Source organism: Streptomyces sp. NPDC126510, assembly GCF_040302345.1.
GTDB lineage: Bacteria > Actinomycetota > Actinomycetes > Streptomycetales > Streptomycetaceae > Streptomyces.
Map to the genome: position 1 here is coordinate 105038 of NZ_JBEORR010000027.1, position 18603 is coordinate 123640.

General features: G+C 70.9%; 11 protein-coding genes and 1 pseudogene. 1 reads left to right on the forward strand and 11 read right to left on the reverse strand.

The window, feature by feature from the left end; all coding sequences use genetic code 11:
- Nucleotides 1-30 precede the first annotated feature (30 nt).
- The 11 genes and pseudogenes from ABTX60_RS31825 to ABTX60_RS31885 all read right to left on the reverse strand — a co-directional run bounded on the left by ABTX60_RS31825 (nt 31) and on the right by ABTX60_RS31885 (nt 18456).
- A complete protein-coding gene (locus ABTX60_RS31825) occupies nt 31-978 on the reverse strand; it encodes a hypothetical protein (protein WP_345576790.1) in 948 nt (315 codons plus the stop codon).
- A 91-nt stretch (nt 979-1069) separates the two neighbouring features.
- Nucleotides 1070-1372: a hypothetical protein gene (locus ABTX60_RS31830; RefSeq protein WP_352100461.1), complete on the reverse strand. Its 303-nt coding sequence runs from the start codon at nt 1370-1372 to the stop codon at nt 1070-1072.
- Nucleotides 1373-1435: 63 nt separating this feature from the next.
- Entirely contained in the window at nt 1436-1651 is a 216-nt protein-coding gene (locus ABTX60_RS31835; RefSeq protein ID WP_352100475.1) for a hypothetical protein, read from the reverse strand.
- Between the two features lie 661 nt (nt 1652-2312).
- Nucleotides 2313-2558: pseudogene (locus ABTX60_RS31850) on the reverse strand (putative T7SS-secreted protein); the annotation flags it as partial.
- Nucleotides 2533-3213: a hypothetical protein gene (locus ABTX60_RS31855; protein ID WP_352100463.1), complete on the reverse strand. Its 681-nt coding sequence runs from the start codon at nt 3211-3213 to the stop codon at nt 2533-2535. The pseudogene ABTX60_RS31850 and the gene ABTX60_RS31855, both read right to left, overlap by 26 nt.
- 322 nt (nt 3214-3535) lie before the next feature.
- On the reverse strand, nt 3536-4870 hold the full coding sequence (locus ABTX60_RS31860; protein ID WP_352100464.1) for an erythromycin esterase family protein: 1335 nt from the start codon (nt 4868-4870) through the stop codon (nt 3536-3538).
- Nucleotides 4871-4956: 86 nt separating this feature from the next.
- Nucleotides 4957-5709 carry a thioesterase II family protein gene (locus tag ABTX60_RS31865; RefSeq protein ID WP_352100465.1) on the reverse strand — a complete coding sequence of 251 codons (753 nt, stop codon included), beginning with the start codon at nt 5707-5709 and terminating at the stop codon, nt 4957-4959.
- A 147-nt stretch (nt 5710-5856) separates the two neighbouring features.
- Nucleotides 5857-7050, reverse strand: coding sequence for a cytochrome P450 (locus ABTX60_RS31870; RefSeq protein WP_352100466.1), 1194 nt, complete (start codon nt 7048-7050; stop codon nt 5857-5859).
- Nucleotides 7051-7069: 19 nt separating this feature from the next.
- Entirely contained in the window at nt 7070-8431 is a 1362-nt protein-coding gene (locus ABTX60_RS31875) for an MFS transporter (protein ID WP_352100467.1), read from the reverse strand.
- Complete coding sequence (locus ABTX60_RS31880) at nt 8431-9411, reverse strand: TauD/TfdA family dioxygenase (RefSeq protein WP_352100468.1); 981 nt, start codon at nt 9409-9411, stop codon at nt 8431-8433. Before ABTX60_RS31880 ends, ABTX60_RS31875 begins: the two co-directional genes overlap by 1 nt.
- A gap of 21 nt (nt 9412-9432) precedes the next feature.
- A complete protein-coding gene (locus tag ABTX60_RS31885) occupies nt 9433-18456 on the reverse strand; it encodes a non-ribosomal peptide synthetase (protein WP_352100473.1) in 9024 nt (3007 codons plus the stop codon).
- Between ABTX60_RS31885 and ABTX60_RS31890 the strand changes: the two genes are divergently transcribed.
- On the forward strand, nt 18412-18603 hold a 192-nt coding region (locus tag ABTX60_RS31890), incomplete at its 3' end, for a hypothetical protein (RefSeq protein ID WP_352100476.1). The genes ABTX60_RS31885 and ABTX60_RS31890 overlap by 45 nt on opposite strands.

Sequence of the window (18603 nt, forward strand, 5' to 3'; positions counted from 1 at the left end):
GCCTGGGGACCGGGGCTTCGGGGGAGAAGATCAATCCAGATCGACAGTTTCGGTGCCCAGGAACTGCTCAATCTTCATGCGGAAGGTCTTCTCTGAGGGCACTGCACCATCGAAAAACGTTGAGACCTGGAACGCGGCTAGATCATCAGCATGCTTGACGTCGACCCCAGAGGCTTCAAGCTCATCCCGAGTGGCCAGCTTCAAATAGCACATGGGGCAACGCAGGGCAATGACCGTGAAGTGGGGGGTTTCCTCCGTGCCCTGGTTCACTGAGAGAACGTGGGCTGCGCTCCTACAAGCTGGACACGGCTCGCGGATCGCGATCTCAACGCCGTTCTCCGCGAAGCGCACCCCGAAGCCGCCCAGCTCCAACTGCTCGACTGCAAGACGGTCCTGAAGATGTTCAGGCAGGTCCGAGAACCGATCGTCATACCGGTGTTTCGCCTGCCTGATTCTGACCTGCACGTTCCGATAGATCTCGCCGCGCTTGTTGTCCACGGCCATGCGGGCAGCGGTCGTCCACCGGCCCCAGAAGGCGTCCAGCGGGCCTCCGAGGTCCCCGAGCAGCGTTTCGACGGTCTTGGCGAGGATCGGCAGGAAGTCCTTGGCGTCCTCTTCGCTCCCCGTGTGGGCAACGCCATTCCGCACATCGATCAGCATGTCCAGCTCCTTGTCCAGAGCGAGGACCTCCAGCGTTCGTAGACGAGATATCGCCTCTGACGCCCCAATCGTGCGGACCTTCTTCGCCTTTCGGTGACCGCCCATGTGGAACAGCATGTCCACGCTGGCGTTGCCCCTGATCTCCACGATGTAGACCGGATTCTTCGAAACCAAGACGGCCTTGGCGAGGCGCTCCACGGCTACACCGGCGTGCAGCGCGAACTCGTCGTACTCCTCGCGCCCGTGGTCCTCCATGGCCCGGTGCGCGGCCTTCTTGGCACCCTCGCAGAAGCTCTCGAACGAGAGCGAATCGTCCATGAAGGGACGATATCCGCCCCTGTAGTACAGGGCGATGGAATTTAAGAAGACGCGGCCCCGACTCTGGGAGCCGGGGCCTTCGACGTGACGATCAGCCTGTCCTGGTCTCGCCGATCAGGAGGCGTGCCTGTTCCTCCGGGGTGAGGGTGGGACCGTGGGATACGGACACCGTGGTGGTCAGTCCGGGGGTGTTGACCTTCCGCAGGGCGGCCATCTCGTCCGGACCGTGCACCTCGAAGTTGCACAGGTAGCAGCCGAAACCGTTCGCGGTGAACGTCGTCTCCGTGGCCGTATGGCCAATCGGCTCGAAGGTGAGGAGGCCCTGACCGCCACAGGCCGGGCAGTTGCCGCCCGAGGTCTTCAGGACGAGCAGGTCTCCGTCCCTGACCTCCATCGGCTTGGCGAACCACTCCGGGCCAGGTCCATGTCGGTAGCTGTGCCTGCCCGTCCTGGGTCTTCATCCTTCCAGGAGGTCGCTGACATAGTCGCGGAGTTGAGGAGGAAGGTCGGCGAGAACGATCTCCCGCAGAGGTGCGATGTGCTCAAGGCCGACATGGCCGGTGGACGTCAGTTCGATGAGAGCGTGCAGTTCGGCTTCCAGGGCGGAGTTTTCCTTTTCGCAGACAGCGGTTGCCGCCAGCCGTGTCGCCAGAGCCGACGCCTGGGCGTCCACGTGGGACGAGGCGGGGCGGCTGGCCGGCCAACATCTGACCACGCACGGCCGCACCCTCAACAGCCGGGCGTACTCCTACCGCGCCCGAGTCCCGTCGGGCGTGACGACGGAGGTCACGCGGCCCTATGTGGTCGGTCACTTCGTCGGCCGCGCGTTCTCGTGCCTGTGCATCTGCTTCCGAAAGGCGGCCGGCCTCGTCGTAGGCGTACGCGGTGACGTGGCCAGTGGGGGTCATGCGTTGTGACCGGCGGCCGAGCGCGTCGTACGTGTACGTGGTGGCGCGGCCGTCGACGAGTTCGGTTTTGAGCCGGCCGCAGCGGTCGTAGCGCCGTATCAGTTCAGTGTCCGGAGCGGATGCGTGAACGAGCCGACCCGCCATGTCGTAGGCGTACTCGGTGACCTGGCCTCCGGCGTCCTTGCGGACCAATCGGCCAAGGGGTCGTAGGTGAGGGAGATGACGTCGCCGAGAGTGTCCACACGTGCCGTCAACCGTCCCGTCGGGTCGCGACGGTAGAGGAGGGTGCGGCCGTCGAAGTCGGTCTCGGCGGGCAGGCGTCCCGCTGCGTCGTAGGTGTAGCTCCAGTGGAGTCCGTGGGGGGCAGTGACCTTGGTGAGACGCAGGGCGGCGGCGTGCTCGAACTCATAGCGGGCGCCGTCCGGGTAGCTTGGCCTTGTCCTCGGTCTGCCCGAGGTCCAGCTCGTCGACCTCGGCGCCCATGCGGTTGGCGACTGAACGGGACTGCTCGCGCACCCAGTCGGCACCCGAATCCCAGCCGACGTCCTGCAGCCGGTCGGCGGTCCAGTTGCCGGCGTCCTCGACCCGGTTGCCGGCCCATTCGACACCGTCCTCGACCGCGTTCTCGACCGAGTCGGGCGTGATGTCACTGAGGAAGTCGCCTATACCCACAGTTAGTCCCCCCAGACTCACCCTGCTGCGCCTGCTGGGCACGTTCCTCCGGCGAGGGGCCGAAGGTGTTGTCCAGCGCCTGGTTCCACTGATCGTCGGATACACCCGAGGCGTCGATGATGGCCTGCGTCCGGCGGCCGCCCTCGCCCTCGGTGAGAACCGTGCGGCCGGTGTCCTTCCACGTCTGCTCTATGTCCTCACCCGCCTTGTCGAACGACTCCGCGCTCCAGTCCGGGTTCAGACAGTCCGGCGTGACGATGTCACCCCAGCCCTGCCGGGCGATCTCCTCCTCGGTGGCGTGCGGATTGCCGCCCATCACGGAACTGACACCCACCTTCGGCGTGCCCTCGACGTACTGGTCGTGCTCCCACTGGGTGCCCGCCGCCAGTCCGAGGCGGTTCGCGATCGCGCTGGCGTCGCCCACCAGGGCCCGCACACCCCACTCCCAGCGCTCGCAGAAGTCCTCGAAGTCGACCGAGAGGCCGTGGTGCCCGGCCTCCATCCCGGTCATCGCCAGCTCCGAAAAGCCCTTGCCCAGCACCGAACCGGTGGCGCCGCCCAGTTCACCGAGCCCGTCGATGGTCGCGCCCACGCCCTGCGTGAACTTCGCGACGGACGCCTTGTCGAATTGCAGATCGGCCCCGTCAGCGCCCATGGCCGCGTCCCTCCTGCGCCTCGTCGGAGTCGACGGCGACGCCGTCCGCAACGATGCCGACGACCGGCGGAAAGAACACCGACCCATGTCTTGACGCTCGTTCGACGCTGATTCTGGCGGACCTGTATCGGGTGGCACTGTGCGCGGCTGGCCAACCTCCCCGGGGGTGCCCACCTCGCGTTGGCTGAATCGGGCGCTCCCCGGGGCGAAGGGCTCCGGCCTTACAGGCCCGCCTACCGTCGTTCTGGACCGCAGCAGGGCCACAGCGTTCGAAACGGCGGAGCTGGGACAGGGAGCCATGTCTCCGACCGCACGACGACGGTCAGCTCGGCGGTACCAGGAGGTGGGCCGGCGTGACGTGGTGAAGGTGCAAGAGGAGGTCGTGGGATGCCGTGAGGGCGATGTTGTGGGGGCGCTCCGGGTAGGACGTGCCGATGCTGCGGGTGGGGCGGGGGGTGTTCAGCCACGTGCGGGCCGTGGGCGGGGACGTGCGCAGGTCCAGGAGGTAGTCGCCGGGGCGTACCCGGTCGAGGAAGCGTTCGGTACTGTTCCGCGGCGGGGTTGTGACGGTGTGGACGCGGGTCGTGCCGTCGGGGCCGGTCGCGTTGAAGGAGCCGGTGCCGAACGTCACGGCGACGCTCACGTAACCCTCGCCCAGCCGTTCCCGCAGGAACGCGCCCTGCATCCGCGGGTAACGCGGGTCTGAGGTGCGGTAGGAGACATGGCTGTTGTGTGCCGACAGCAGGACCTTGTGGCCCGTTCGCGCCTGCCACCAGGCGACGTTGTCCGCCATCAGCCGGTCGCGGTAGCCCATCGACGCCCGCAGTTGCTCCGGGTCGTCGAAGTCGAAGGCGTAACCGCGCGCGGTCTGCGCCAGGGCCCGGGCGTGCTGCACGGCCCAGGCGTGGGCGTCCTCCGTCGCACCGGCGGGGATCGGCTGCCGGGCGAGCAGGAACAGTGCCGCCTCCGCGCGGACGGCCATCGCGCGGCGCTCGGCCAGGGGTCGGGTCAGGTGCGCCTTCATGTAGGCGCCCGCCGGGCTTGCCGGTCGCAGCCCCCGGTAGAGCGCGGTGAGGCGAGGCAGCAGGTCCGGTCGGTAGCGGGCCGCGTACCGAAGCACCCTGTCGTACTGCTCCGGGCCGGCGTACGCGAAGTCGTCGCCCATGAACCGCACCGGGTCGCCCGGATGCCGGACGTTGTACGCGCGCATCCACTCGACGAGGTCGAGGTACTCCTCGGTGTTCCACCACGCGTACGTGTCCTGGAACTCCTCCCGCATGATGCGCCGCGGGTCACCCTTGCCCGTCCGCACGTACGCGTCCAGTCGCAGGCCGCTGCTCCAGCTCGTCTCCAGCGCGAAGGTGCGGAAGCCTTCGTGTTCCACCAGGTAGCGCAGGACGCGGTGCTTCAGCGTGAAGAACTCGCGCGAGCTGTGCGTCGCCTCGCCGAGCCCCACCACCTTCGCGGCGTCCACCATGCGACCCAGCGGCCGCAGGTCGGCCAGGTCGCCGTACGCCCCGGTGGTGCGCAGAGGATGGGCGACGCGCTCGGCCGCCCGCAGGGCACGTGTCTCCTGCGGTGGCACGGTGCCCGAGCTCAGGGCCCCCACGCAGAGCGACATCAGAAGCAGGAGGAGTACCGACCGGTTTCGCTTCATACGACGAGGATCCGGTTCTGGGCGATCTCAGGACATCCGACACACCCCCGACTTCCTCGCGGTCTGCCCCCACCCCGGGCATGCCGCTAAACCGGAAGGGGCTGTGCCGGTTCCATGGCGATACGGGTCACCCGCTCGGCAGCAGGCACCAGGTAGAAGTGATCGCCCTCCAGCACCGTGAGAGTGAAGGCGCCCGACGTCACCGCGCCCCACCCCGCTGCCTGCTCCGGGGTGACCTGCGGGTCCCGGTCCCCCGTCAGGGCATGGACGTCGGTGTGCAGCAGGGGTGCGTCGTTCCGGCGGCGGTAGCCGTCGATCAGCTGGTAGTCATTGCGGATCGCCGGCAGGAGCAGCTGCCGCAGGTCCGGGTCGTCGAAGACGGCCGCGTGGGTGCCGCCCAGGGACGTGACCGCCTCCACCACCTCCTCGTCCGTGCGCACGGCCGGGCCGGCGGCACCGTCGGGGGAGCGGCCGGAGACGCAGAGGCGGGTGATGTGGGCGGCGGCGCCCGCTTGTTCGAGGCGCAGGAGCGTCTCGTACGCCACGGCCGCGCCCATGCTGTGGCCGAAGAAGACCGTGGGCAGCGGCGGCAGGTCCCGCAGCTCGTCGGCGACGGCCGACACCAGCGGGTCCATCGTCGAGATCAAGGCTTCCCGGAACCGGTTCTCGCGGCCCGGGTACTGGACGGCCAGCAACTCCACCGAGGGGCCCGTGTACCGGGACCACGGACGGAAGAAGCTCGCCGCGCCTCCCGCGTGCGGAAAGCAGACCAGGCGGCGCACCGGGCGCTCGGGCCGGGCGTGGCGGGTCAGGTACGCCGAGGGGGAAGGAAGGGGCATGTGAGGTCCGATCGTCAGCCCAGGATGGCCTCGCCCGGCGGGCCGAGGCCATGGAGAGCCAGGTGCCGCGGTGCTCCGCGGTCACGAATCCGGCGCGGCGCAGGACGGGGCTCCTGTATGCGGAGGGGCTCGCTGTCGAGTGAAGGGTCAGCGCCAATCCATGGAGACCTCGAGGCTGCTGTAGCCCTGCACGAGGTTGGAGCGCATCCAGCGCACCTCTCCGGCCGGTTCCACCCTCCGCGCCTCGGCGGCCAGCTGCTGGAGCAGTTCGCGTAGTTCGAGCCGTGCCAGAGCGGCGCCGAGGCAATGGTGAGGACCGTTGCCGAACCCCAGATGGCGGTTGGGCGTGCGGTCCGGGACGAAGCGGTGCGGGTCGGGGAAGAGCCGCTCGTCGCGGTTGGCGGCGGACAGCCACGCCACCACCGGCTGCCCCTTGAGGATCTCCTGGCCGTCGATCTCGCAGTCCTCGGTCGCCACCCGCAGCACGTGCGCCGCCGGAGACGTCCAGCGGACCACCTCCTCCACGGCGGGGCCGGCGAGCTCCGGGGTGGCGTGCAGCGCGTCCAGGGTGCCGGGGAACGCCTGGAAGGCGTGGAAGGCGCCGGTGATCGAGTGGCGGGTGGTCTCATTGCCACCGATCAGCACGTTGTCGCAGTTGACGAGCACGTCCTCGGCGCTGAGCCGCCCGTCCTCCAGCAGTGCGCTCACCAGGTCGGCACCGGGCTGCCGACGGCGTCGTTCGATCAGTTCGTGGAAGTAGAAGAGGATCTCCGTGTGCGCCTCGGCCGGCGTCATCTTGTCGAAGCTGCTCTCCTCGCCACCGAAGGCGTGGTTGGTCAGCTCGATCAGCTGCTCCCGCTCACTGAGCGGCACGCCGATGACCTCGCACACGATCGCGGCGGGGAGCCGCGGGCCGATGCCCTGGGCTATGTCGGTGGAGTCCTGCGAACGCAGCCGGTCGACGATGTCCCGGACCTCCCGGTGCAGCACCGACTGGAGCTCGGGGGCACGCAGGCGCGAGAGGAACGGGCCGATGAGCCGCTTCAGCGTGGAGTGCCAGCCGCCCTCACTCACCACCAGCATCCTGCCGCCCGAGTTGTCGGGGTGCTCGGCGTCGAAGCCGATCATCATGCCGTACTCGGAGGTGAAGGGCGCCTTGGGGGAGAGGACGGCGGCGACGTCGCGGTGGGAGAAGACCGACCAGAAGCCGGACGGCGAGAGGCCCGGATTGCTCCAGACCTTCGCGTCCGCCCGGGTGTAGTCGTCCCACATGGTGAAGCGGGTATCGGTGTTGTAGTGATCGGGGTTGGCCAGATCGATGGTGGCCGGGTCAATGGTCATGGTGGGCTATCTCTGTCTGTCAGCGGACGGGGGGCTGGGTCGCCACGGCCGGTTGTGGAGCAGCGGTCGGTTCGGGGCGGGCCGCGGTGCCGGCGGCGGAGTCGGCGCCGGCATGAGAGTGGTCGGTGTCGGTGTCGGTGTCGGCGTCGGGCGGTGCGGTCTCGGCCGCGCCGGGTTCCGGTACGTCGCGCAGCGCCGGGCTCAGCGACATCAGCAGGGCGATGACCGCCATCACCGCCGTGCAGCCGAGCAGGCTGGCGAACCGGCCCGCCAGGTCCAGCACGATGCCGCCGGCCAGTGGGGCGATCGCCCCGCCGCCACCGCTCGCGATGGCCGCCACGCTCACCACCCGCCCACGGTGACTGTCCGGGGCGAGGATCAGCTGCCAGGTGGTGAAGTACGCGTTGGCCGTCGGTGCCGCGAAGGCGATGGCACCCAGCAACACCCCCGGCGTCCAGGCGCCCGGCAGCACCGCGATCCCCGCCGTCAGCACGACGAACGTCCACAGCACGACGTGGATGGGCCGGGCACCGGTCAAGACCCGCTGGAGCAGCGGTGCTGCGAGGGCGCCCAGCAGGCCGCCGACGCCCAGCAGCGCCGCCATGACACCGATGAGCCCGGTGGCCATGCCGCCGGTCTGCGCCGAGGCGATGACGACGAAGTAGATGACACCGAAGAAGAAGTTCGTCGCCGTCGCGCACATGAGTCCCACGCGCAGGAACGGATGGGAGGCGATGAAGCGGACCCCCTCCAGCAGTCCCTGCACGCTGAGCACCGGCCGGCCGGCCGCTGCGCCGGCGGCCGGCGGTTGCCGCTTCAAGAACAGCAGCAGGACCAGCCCCGCCAGATGCGCCAGGCAGCCGACGACGAACGGGAACGCGTTCTTCAGCGCCAGCAGGAACCCACCGGCGGAGGTGCCGGCCAGCTGGCCCGCGTACGTGCGCGCCGCGTTCATCGCCACCGCGTCGGACAGCTTCTCCTCCGCCACCAGGCTCGGGATCATCGCCTCGCCTGCCGCCATGGTCAGAGCGGTCGCCGCACCGTTGACCAGGGCGAGCGTCACCAGAGCGGGCAGCGACACAGCGTCCGCCCACAGCAACAGGGCCAGCGTGCCGAATACCACCACCAGCATGGCCTGGCACCACAGCATCACGGACCGGCGGTCGTACCGGTCGGCGACGGCTCCGGCGGGCAGCCCCGCCAGGAGCATCGCCGCCGCGTCGACGAACCCGACGACCCCCGCCTGCGAGGGCGATCCGGTCAGCGCCAGCACGATCAGCGGCAGCACGATCAGCGACGTGCTGTACGCGAACTCACCGAGCGCCGACCCCGCCCACAGCAGCGTGAAGCCGCCACCGCGCCGTGTCTTGACCGGCGGCATCAGCCGAGGAGCCGCGAGCGCGTCTTCGTCCGCACATACGTGCGTCGCAGATCGCGGACCAGGCTGGTGCGCTTGAGCCAGCGATCCGTCCCGTCGTAACGGGGCGTGAACGTGTCGCGCCCGTGGACGGCCCGGTGGTTGTCGAGGAACACAGCGTCCCCGGGGCTCAGGACAACCCGCTGCGCTGCGGCGGCCAGCAGGCCGGCTGCCTCCCTCATGGCGGCCTCCGCCTCGGTGTCGCCGGGCACCGCGTCGGTGAAGTCCGCGTCGATCCGCAGGTACGGCGCCTCCTCGGGACCGAAGAGCACGGATGCCACCTCGTGCGGACGGTCCTCCAGGGCCGACGGGTTCTCAGCACTGTGCTGCGGCACCACGTGGTGGGAGTCGTCCGGGAAGAACCGGAAGCGGTCCTGGTGAAGCACCCGCCGCACCGGCTCGGGGAAGTCCACGGACTCCACCAACGCCACCGTCGTACCCACGGCGTCAGGGTTGCGCAGGCACATCAGAGCCACGTAATCACCCCGGCAGGAGTGGAACACGTCCTCCGTGTGCAGCGTGAGCTGCTGCCGGCTGCTCGCGCTGGTCAGGGAGTTCTCCTGCCCCTTGGACGGGCAGACGTCGTGCACGAGGCGGCCGTTCTGCTGGTTGACCCAGCCGAACGGCTCCCCGAGCACGGACCCGACGAGCAGCAGCACCAGCTCCTCGCGGATAGCCGTCGCCTCCTTCTCCGCGACCTCCCAGCTCGGCGGGGTCGGTACGAGGTCGTCGTCGACGGGCAGGTTCCCCAGCACGATGACGGCGTCCTCGGCGGCACGTGACGACACCAGGAACCGGCGCACTCCCGCGGGGAGCCGCTCCGCCTCGGCGCGGATCACGTCCGCGTACTCCAGCGGTGCCCAGACCGGATGGGTGGTGAGGAACGCGTCCGCCACGGCGGCCAGTTCGTCCCTCTCGATGGCACTCAGCACATAGCGAGCCACTGCAAAGCCTTCCGATGATGGTCAGTTGCCGGCCGCGGCGGCGATCTGCCGCAGGGCCATGTGGAAGTCGTCCGCGAGCCGTCGGACGGTGGTGGGGGTGTGGGTGGACGGCGCGTACAGCCAGTCGACGCGCAGCTCGCCGTCGCTGACGGCGGCGACGACATCGATCAGGTGCGGACGGGCCTCGCCGGGCGCCTGGTCGGCGCCGAGGCCGTCCAGCCAGTCCCGGATCAGTCCGCCGTCGGAGCCGGCCGCGCCGTCCCACTGGCCCAGGTAGTTGAAGCTGATCCGCGGATGCGGGGCGGCGGCGAGGGCGGTGTGCGCGGCGCTGCCCGGCTCGGACAGGTAACGCAGGGCCCCGTAGCCCAGCCCGCGCCCGGGCAGCTTGCGCAAGGTCTTCTTGACGGCCTTCAGCGCCGCCTCCCAGGGGCCCTCGGGAACGTCGAGGACGACGGGATGGATCGTCGTGAACCAGCCGACCGTACGGGACAGGTCGACGTCGTCGAACAGCTCCTCGCGGCCGTGGCCCTCGAGGGCGATCGTGACAGGCGTGCCCGCCCAGTCCCGCAGGACCCGGCCCAGCGCGGCCAGCAGCACGTCGTTGATCCGGGTGCGGAACGCGCCGGGCGCACGCTGGAGCAGCGCCTCCGTCGCGGACCGGTCCAGCACCGAGGACTCGACGGCGACCTCGCCGTACGTGCTCGCCGCCGACCCGTCGCACGGGATGTCCATGGTGCCCGACACGGCCTTGCGCCAGTACGCGGTCTCGTGGTCCAGGCCGCCGGAGCGGACGTGTGCGGTGAGGTGCCACGCCCACTGCTGGTAGCTGCTGGTTTTGCGGCCGAGGTCCACGGCCCGGCCCTCGGCGAGCTGCGCGTAGGCGGTGGATAGGTCCGCCAGGACGACCCGCCACGACACGCCGTCCATCACCAGGTGGTGCACGGCCAGGAACAGCCGGGGCGGCGCCCCGTCCGGCATGCGCAGGAAGACTCCTCGCACCAGGGTGCCCGCGCGCAGGTCCAGGGCGCGCTGGACCTCCAGCGCTGCGTCGTCCAGCGCCCGCTCCCAGCCGGCCACCGCCGTCAGGTCCCGGACCGAGAGCAGCTCTCCGGGGCGTTCGCCGTACTCCTGGACCCAGCCGCCCGCGCCGTCGTCCGTGTACCGCATGCGCAGCGCGTCGTGGTGGTCGACCACCGCTGCGAGCGCGCGCTCCAGCACGGCGGGCTCCGTGTCCGGGGCCAGGGCGACGTGCACGGACATCGCGTACTGGTCGGGCTGCGCCCTGTGCTCGGCGAAGAACCACCGCTGGATGGGGGTCAGTTCCACCCTGCCCGACGCCTCGGGCGCGCGGCCCCCGGTGGCCGGCGCGTCGGCATCCGCACGCCGCAGGGCTGACGCCAGCTCGGCGATGGTCTGGTGGACGAACATCTGCTTCGAGGTCAGGTGCAACCCCGCTTGGCGGGCCTGGGAGATGAGCTGGATGGAGAGGATCGAGTCGCCGCCGAGTTCGAAGAAGTTGTCGTGGATGCTGACCTTCTCCAGGCCGAGAAGGCCGGCCCAGATGGCGGCGAGGGTCTCCTCGGTTTCGTCGCGGGGTGCTTCGTAGGCGGTGGCGAGCTGTTCCGTCTGCACCTGCGGCTCGGGCAGTGCGCGGCGGTCGACTTTGCCGCTGGGGGTGAGGGGGAGGTGGGGAAGGGGGACGAAGACGGCGGGGATCATGTAGTCGGGCAGGGCCTCGCCGAGGTGGGCGCGGAGTTCGGTGACCGACAGGTCGGTGTCGGTGACGGTGTAGGCGACGAGTCGGCGGTGGCCGTCGGTGGCTTGGTGGGCGGTGACGACGCACTCCCGTACCTGGGGGTGGGTGAGGAGTGTTGTTTCGATTTCGCCGAGTTCAATGCGGAAGCCTCGGATTTTGACTTGGTCGTCGGCGCGGCCGAGGTATTCAAGGGTGCCGTCGGGGCGCCAGCGAGCGATGTCGCCGGAGCGGTACATGCGTTGGCCAGGTTGGCCGTAGGGGTTGAGGGGGAAGCGTTCGGCGGTGAGGGCGGGGCGGTTGAGGTAGCCGCGGGCGAGTCCGCCGCCGGCGACGTGGATCTCTCCGGCGACGCCGGTGGGTACGGGGTTGCCGTGTTCGTCGAGGAGGTAGACGTGATATCCGGGCAGGGGGCGGCCTGCGGGCAGGCGGCCGCCGTTGGTGAGGTGGTCGGCGGTGATGTCCTGGTAGGTGACGTGGACGGTGGTTTCGGTGATGCCGTACATGTTGACCAGGCGGGTGCCTGTGGAGGCGTATTGCTCGAACCAGGGTGAGACGTGCTTGGGTTCCAGGGCCTCCCCACCGAAGATCACCCAGCGGAGATCCGGCAGGGAGGGCGCGGAGGACTGCGCGGCCCGCTCGACCAGCTCGCGGAACATGGACGGGGTCTGGTCGAGCACCGTGACGCCCTCCTGTCGCAGGAGCCGCCACATGGCGTCGGGGTTGCGTGCGGTGTCGTGGGGGACGATGACGGCGCGGCCGCCGGTCATGAGGGCGCCCCACAGTTCCCAGACGGAGAAGTCGAAGGCGTAGGAATGGAAGACGGTCCATACGTCGTCCGGCCCGAACCCGTACAGCGGCTTTGAGTTGGCCATCAGGTGCAGCACGGCGTGGTGCTCGATCGCCACACCCTTCGGACGACCCGTCGAGCCCGACGTGTAGATGACGTACGCCAGGTCGGTCGCGGACACGCCCGTCGTCGGCGCCGTGACCGGCCGAGCGGTGATGGCCTCGTGCTCGGCGTCCAGATCGACGACCCGTACGTCGCTGACCGGCAGCCCGGTGCTCAGTCCTCGGTGGGTGACGAGGACCGTGGCGCAGGAGTCCTCCAGCATGTAGGCGAGGCGGTCGGCGGGGTATGCCGGGTCGAGCGGTACGTAGGCGGCGCCGGACTTGAGGATGCCGAGGAGTCCGACGGCCATCTGTGTGCCGCGTTCGACGGAGAGGGCGACCAGGCGTCCGGGTCCGGCGCCCAGGGACACCAGGTGGTGGGCCAGGCGGTTCGCCGCCTCATCGAGTTCGCGGTAGGTCAGGGACTCACCCGCGCAGGTCACGGCCGGGGCGTCCGGTGTGGTCGCGGCGCGCTCGGTGACCCGTTCGTGGATCGTGCCCTCCCACGGGGCGCCCCCGGGCGTGACCGCCCATTCGCCCACCAGCCGCTCCCGCTCACCCGGAGCGAGCATCGGCAGCGCGGAAACCGGCCGGGAAGGGTCGGCCACGGCGGCGGCCAGCAGCGTGTTCAGGTGCTCCCCGAACCGCGCGACGGTCGGCGCATCGAAGAGTTCGGCGCTGTACTCGACGAGCGCCCGTAGCCCGCCCTCGTACTCCTCGAATTCGACGGTCAGGTCGAACAGAGCCGAATCCCGCTCCAGCGGGTAGTCGGAGACGCGGACCTCGCCGAGGCTCGGCTGCATGCCGGGTGCGTTCTGCAGCACCACCATCGCCTGCACGAGCGGGGTGCGGCTCGCGTCGCGCTCCGGCTGTACCGCTTCCACTAGGCGCTCGAACGGCACATCCTCGTGGGCGAACGCGTCGAGCACCGTCTCCCGCACCTGCCCGAGCAAGGTGCCGAAGGGCGTGCCTGGGTCGATGTGCGAACGCAGCACGACCGTGTTGACGAGGAAGCCGACCAGTTGCTCCAGATCCGCGCTGCCCCGGCCGGCGGAAGCCGTACCGACGGCGACGTCCCGCTGCCCGGTGTAGCGGGCGAAGACCGCCTTCACGGCCGCCGTCAGCGCCATGAACAGGGTCGCGCCCTGCGTGCGCGCAAGCTCCTTGAGCCCGGCCACGGTGGCGGCCGACACGTCGAAGCCGTGGACGCCACCCTTCGATGAGCGCACGGCCGGGCGCGGCCGGTCGGTTGGCAGATCCAGCGGCGTGATGCCGTCGAGGTGGGTGCGCCACCAGTCGAGCTGCTCCTCCAGCAGTCCGTCGTCCTCCAGCCGGGCGCGCTGCCAGGCGGCGAAGTCGGGGTACTGGACGGAGACTTCCGGCAGGCGGGGTGTGCGGCCCTCGGTACGGGCCGCGTACAGCTCGCCCAGCTCCTGCGAGGCGACGCCCATCGACCAGCCGTCCGTGACGATGTGGTGCATCCCAAGGACGCACACGTGCTCGTCGGCGCCGAGCCGGACGAGGAGAACCCGGACGAGGGGGCCAGTACGCAGGTCGTACGGGCGGGCCAGCTCCTCCTGCGTGAGCTCGCGTAGTCGCTGCTCGCTCGCGGCCTCCTCGGCACGCCACTCCGGTCCCAGCACGGGGTGGACGATCTGCACGCCACGGCCGTCGACCACGTCGAACGTCGTCCGCAGCGCCTCGTGGCGGGCCACGAGATCACCGATCGCCGCGCGGAGCGCGGCCGGGTCCAAGGGGCCCGCCAGATGCAGCCCGACGGCCGAGTGGTACTCGGTGCCACCCTCGTTGAAGTCGTCCAGGAACCACAGCCGCTGCTGGCCGAAGGACATCGGCAGCAGACTGTCGCGCGGTACGACGGGGATCGCTACGTCGGCCGCCTCATCCGCATCCGGGGCGAGGGCGGCCGCGAGCTCGGCGACCGTCGGCGCCTCGAAGAGCAGCCGTGGCGAGAACCGTCCGCCGAGCGCCCGGCGGGCGCGGGAGACGATCTGGATCGAGAGGATCGAGTCGCCGCCGAGCGCGAAGAAGTTGTCCCGCGCGCCCACCCGCTCGACGCCCAGCACCTGGGCCCAGATCGTGGCCAGGGTCTCCTCGGTGCCGGGGCGGGGCGTCACGTACGGCGTCGTGCTGTCGGGCTGTACCGGCGGGGCGGGCAGCGCGCGCCGGTCGGTCTTGCCGCTGCTGGTGCGCGGTATGCGCGCCAGCGGGACGAACGCCGCGGGCACCATGTGGTCGGGCAGGGTCCGCCGCAGCCTCACCCGCAGCTCGTCGGCCGGCGGGGTGCGGTCCCCGGCGGGGACCAGGTAGGCCACGAGCATGGCCCGGCCGGCATGTTCGCGGGCGGTCACCACGGTCTCGGCGACCTCCGGGTGGTCCAGGAGGGCGGCCTCCACCTCACCGGGCTCGACGCGGAATCCGCGGATCTTGACCTGGTCGTCGGTCCGGCCCAGGAACTCCAGCAGCCCGTGGGCGTCCCAGCGGGCGCGGTCGCCGGTGCGGTACATGCGGGAGCCGGGCGGTCCGAACGGGTCGGCGGTGAACCGGCTCGCGGTCAGACCGGGCCGTTTCGGGTAGCCGCGGGCCACCTGCGCCCCGGCCAGGTACAGCTCGCCCGGCACGCCGGGCGGCACCGGGCGCAGCGCGCCGTCCAGCACGTAGGCGCGCAGGTTGCGACCGGGGCGTCCGATGACGGGGTGCTCGGGCCCCTCGGCGCAGCGGCCGTAGACGGCGTCGACGGTGCACTCGGTGGGCCCGTACATGTTGTAGACGGCGACGCCGAGGTCCCTCTCGGCCGCGCGTAGCTCCCGCCACGCGGCGGTGCCGACCGCCTCGCCGCCCACCAGCAGCAGGCGCGGGTGGCGGCGGCCGGGCGCCAGGAGCCCGGCGGCGGTGAGTTCGCGCAGGAAGGACGGGGTGACGTTCACCAGGTCCAGGCGCCGCTCGGCGACCATGGCGCAGAACGCCTCCGGGTCCAGGCGCACGTCCTCGTCGACCAGGTGCACCTCCTGGCCCAGGGCGAGCAGCAGCGGCCCCTCCCACGACGTGTCGAAGGAGAACGAGGCGCTGAGCGCGGCGCGCAGCCGCCGCCCGTCCGCGGTGTGTGGCGCTACCAGTCCTTCCTGGTGGTCGCGGCAGAGGTTGACCAGGTGGCGGTGCTCCACCGCGACGCCCTTGGGCCGGCCGGTGGAGCCGGAGGTGTAGATGACGTAGGCGGTGTTCTCCGGGCGCAGCGGGGCGAGCCGGTCGGCGTCGGCGGGGTCGTGCGCGGGCAGCCGGTCCCAGGGCGCTTCGCGCAAGGCGGCCTCGTCCAGCACCAGAGCCGGTCCGGCGTCGTCCAGCAGGAACCGGACGCGCTCCTCGGGCAGGTCGGGATCCAGGCCGAGCAGAGCGCCGCCCGCTTTGAGGACCGCCAGCAGCGCCACGTACGCCTCCGAGGTGCGCGGCAGCCGGGCGGCGACCACGCTCTCGGGACCGACACCGAGGGCAACGAGGTGGTGGGCCAGCCGGTTGGCGCGGTCGTTGAGGGCGGCGAAGTCGAGCGCGGCGTCCCGGGCCACCAGGGCGGTGGCGTGCGGGGTGCGGGCAGCCTGCGCCTCGAACAGGGCGGGGAAGTGGGGGAGGGCGGTGTCCGCCGACTCCAGCCGGGCGCCCTGCCACTGGTGGAGCACCCGGTCCCGCTCGGCGTCGGTCATCAGCGGCAGCGCGCCGGTTTCCCGGTCCGGGTCCTCGGCGACGGCCTCCAGCAGCAGCCGCAGCTGGCCGGCCAGCCGTTCGACCGTGGCCGCGTTGAACAGCTCCGGGTCGTAGGCAAGGGCGTACGCCAGCTCGTCACCCGCGTAGGCGACGAGATTCAGCGGGAAGTTGGTGACATCGGCACCCTCCAGGCCGTGGAGCCGCACACCGCCGTCGGAGTGGCCGCTGTCTCCGTCCGCGGGGAAGTTCTCAAACGCGACCAGGCTCTCGAAGAGGCTCGTACCGCGCTCGACGCCGCTCCAGCCCTGGATGCGCGGCAGCGGCACGTACTCGTGCTGGCGCGCCTCGACCTGGGCCTCCTGCACGCGGGTCAGCCACTCGGCGACCGGCGCGTCGCTGTCGACGGCCACCCGCACCGGCAGGGTGTTGATGAGCATGCCCACCATCGAGTCGACACCCGCCAGGTCCGCCGGCCGACCCGAGACGGTGGCGCCGAACACGACGTCACGCTCACCGGCGTACCGGGACAGCAGCAGCGCCCAGGCGCCCTGCACCACCGCGTTGACGGTCAGCCGGTGGGTCCGGGCGAACGCGTACAGGCGTCGCGAGGTGTCGGCGGAGAGCCGCGTCACCAGCCGTTCCGTGGACTGCGCGCGGTGGCTGGCGGTGGGACGGCGGTCGTACGGCAGCGCGGTGGGCTCGTCGAACCCGTCCAGCAGCGCCCGCCAGTACGCCTCCGCCTCCGACAGGTCCTGGCGCTCCAGCCACTCCACGTACGCGCTGAACGGGCGCCGCGCGGGCAGCACCGGTTCCTCGCCGGCGGCCAGCGCCCGGTACGCCGTGATCAGCTCGTCGAGCATCTGGAAGGTGCTCCAGCCATCCAGCAGCACGTGGTGGGAGGTGCGCACCACCCGTATGGACGTGTCCGACGTACGGGCGATGGCGATGCGCGTCATCGGGGCGGCCGACAGGTCGATGCCGCGCTCCCGGTCCTCCGCCAAGTAGCGCTCCAGTTCGCGGGCCTGCTCTTCGGTGCTCAGGCCGCGCCAGTCGAGGTGGACGACCGGTGTCTCGACGTGTCGGCGCACGACCAGCAGCGGGCGGTCCACGCCCTCCCACACAACGGCGCCGCGCAGGATCTCCAAGTGGTCGGTGACGTGCTGCCAGGCCCGCTCCAGCAGACCGGGTTCGGTCACACCGTCGAGGACGATGCTCATCTGCTCGAAATAGGCGCCGGAGCCGGCCTCGGCGAGGGTGTGGAACAGCATGCCGCTCTGCATGGGCGTGAGCGGGAAGATGTCCTCGACGTCCCGGCCGTCGCCGGCGATCCGGTCGACGGCCGCCTGGTCGAGCCCGGCGAGGGGGAAGTCGGACGGTGTCGCGCCGCCGGCCGCCGGGTCCTGGCAGTGATCCACCAGGGCCCGCAGCGCCGCCACCTGCTCGCCCGCCACGCGCTCCACCGACGACCGGTCGAAGATTTCACCGGAGAAGATCCACGTGAAGCCGAGGCAGCCGTCCTCGACCATGCCGACGACGTCGAGGAGGTACGGGCGGGGCTCGTCCGGCGCGTGGTCGTGGCCGAGGGCGGGCAGGCGGTCGCGGACCAGCCCGTCCCGCGCGGTCGTGCCGTCCCACTGGCCCAGGTAGTTGAAACTGATGGGCGGGAGCCGGTCCGCCCGCAGCGCATGACCGGGCGTGCCCGGTGCGGACAGGAAGCGCAGCGCGTCGTAGCCGAGGCCGCGGCCCGGCACGGCCCGCAGCTGCTCCTTGACGGACTTGACCGTTTCGCCCCAGCCTCGCCCGGCGGGCAGCGTCAGGCTGACCGGGAAGTGGGTGGTGTACCAGCCGACCGTGCGTGACAGGTCCAGTTCCTCGAACAACTCCTCCCGACCGTGCCCCTCCAGGCCCAGGACCAGGCGGTCCGCGCCCGTCCAGTCGGCCAGGGTGCGGCCGAGCGCGGTGACCAGCACGTCGTTGATCTGCGTGCGGTACACCGACGGCAGGCGGTGCAGCAGCGCCTCCGTCTCCTCGCGGTCGAGGCGCACCTCGACGGTCTGCTCGGCGGCTGTGACATTGCGGCCGTCGGGATGGTCGACTGGCAGCGCGGGAGCCCCGTCCGGGTCGACCGAACGCCAGTGGTCGAGTTCGTGGTCGAGGGCGCCGGAGTGGACGTGCGCGGCCAGGCGCTCCGCCCACTGCTGGTAGCTGCTGGTCTTCTGGCCCAGGTCGGCCGGGCGTTCGCCGGCTAGCTGCGCGTAGGCGGTGGACAGGTCCTCCAGCACGATCCGCCAGGACACCCCGTCCATGACGATGTGGTGGACGGTGAGGAAGAGGCGGGGCGCGGTGCCGTCCGCGAAGCGGAACATGACGCCCTTGACGAGGGTGCCGCTCGCCAGGTCGAGGGAGCGCTGCGTCTCCAGGGCTGCACCGTTCAGCACCGCCTCGGTGTCCTCGCCTTCGTCGATGTCGCGGACGGTGAGGAGGCCGGACGGCCGGTCGCCGTACTCCTGGACCCAGTTGTCGCCGTCGCGGGTGTACCGCATCCGCAGCGCGTCGTGGTGGGCGACGACCGCGTCCACGGCGAGCTCCAGCAGAGCGGCATCCGTGCCGGGAGCGAGCTCCAAGTGCGTTGACATCGCGTAGTGGTCGGGGTTGACGGTGTGCTCGTCGAGGAACCAGCGCTGGATGGGGGTGAGTTCGACGCGGCCGGAGACCTGGGTCGGTGCCGTCGTGGCGGGTTGTGCCGTGGTGGTGACGACGGGGGCGAGGGTGGCGACGGTCTGGTGCAGGAAGAGGAGGCGGGAGGTGAGGTGGAGTCCGGCCTGGCGGGCTCG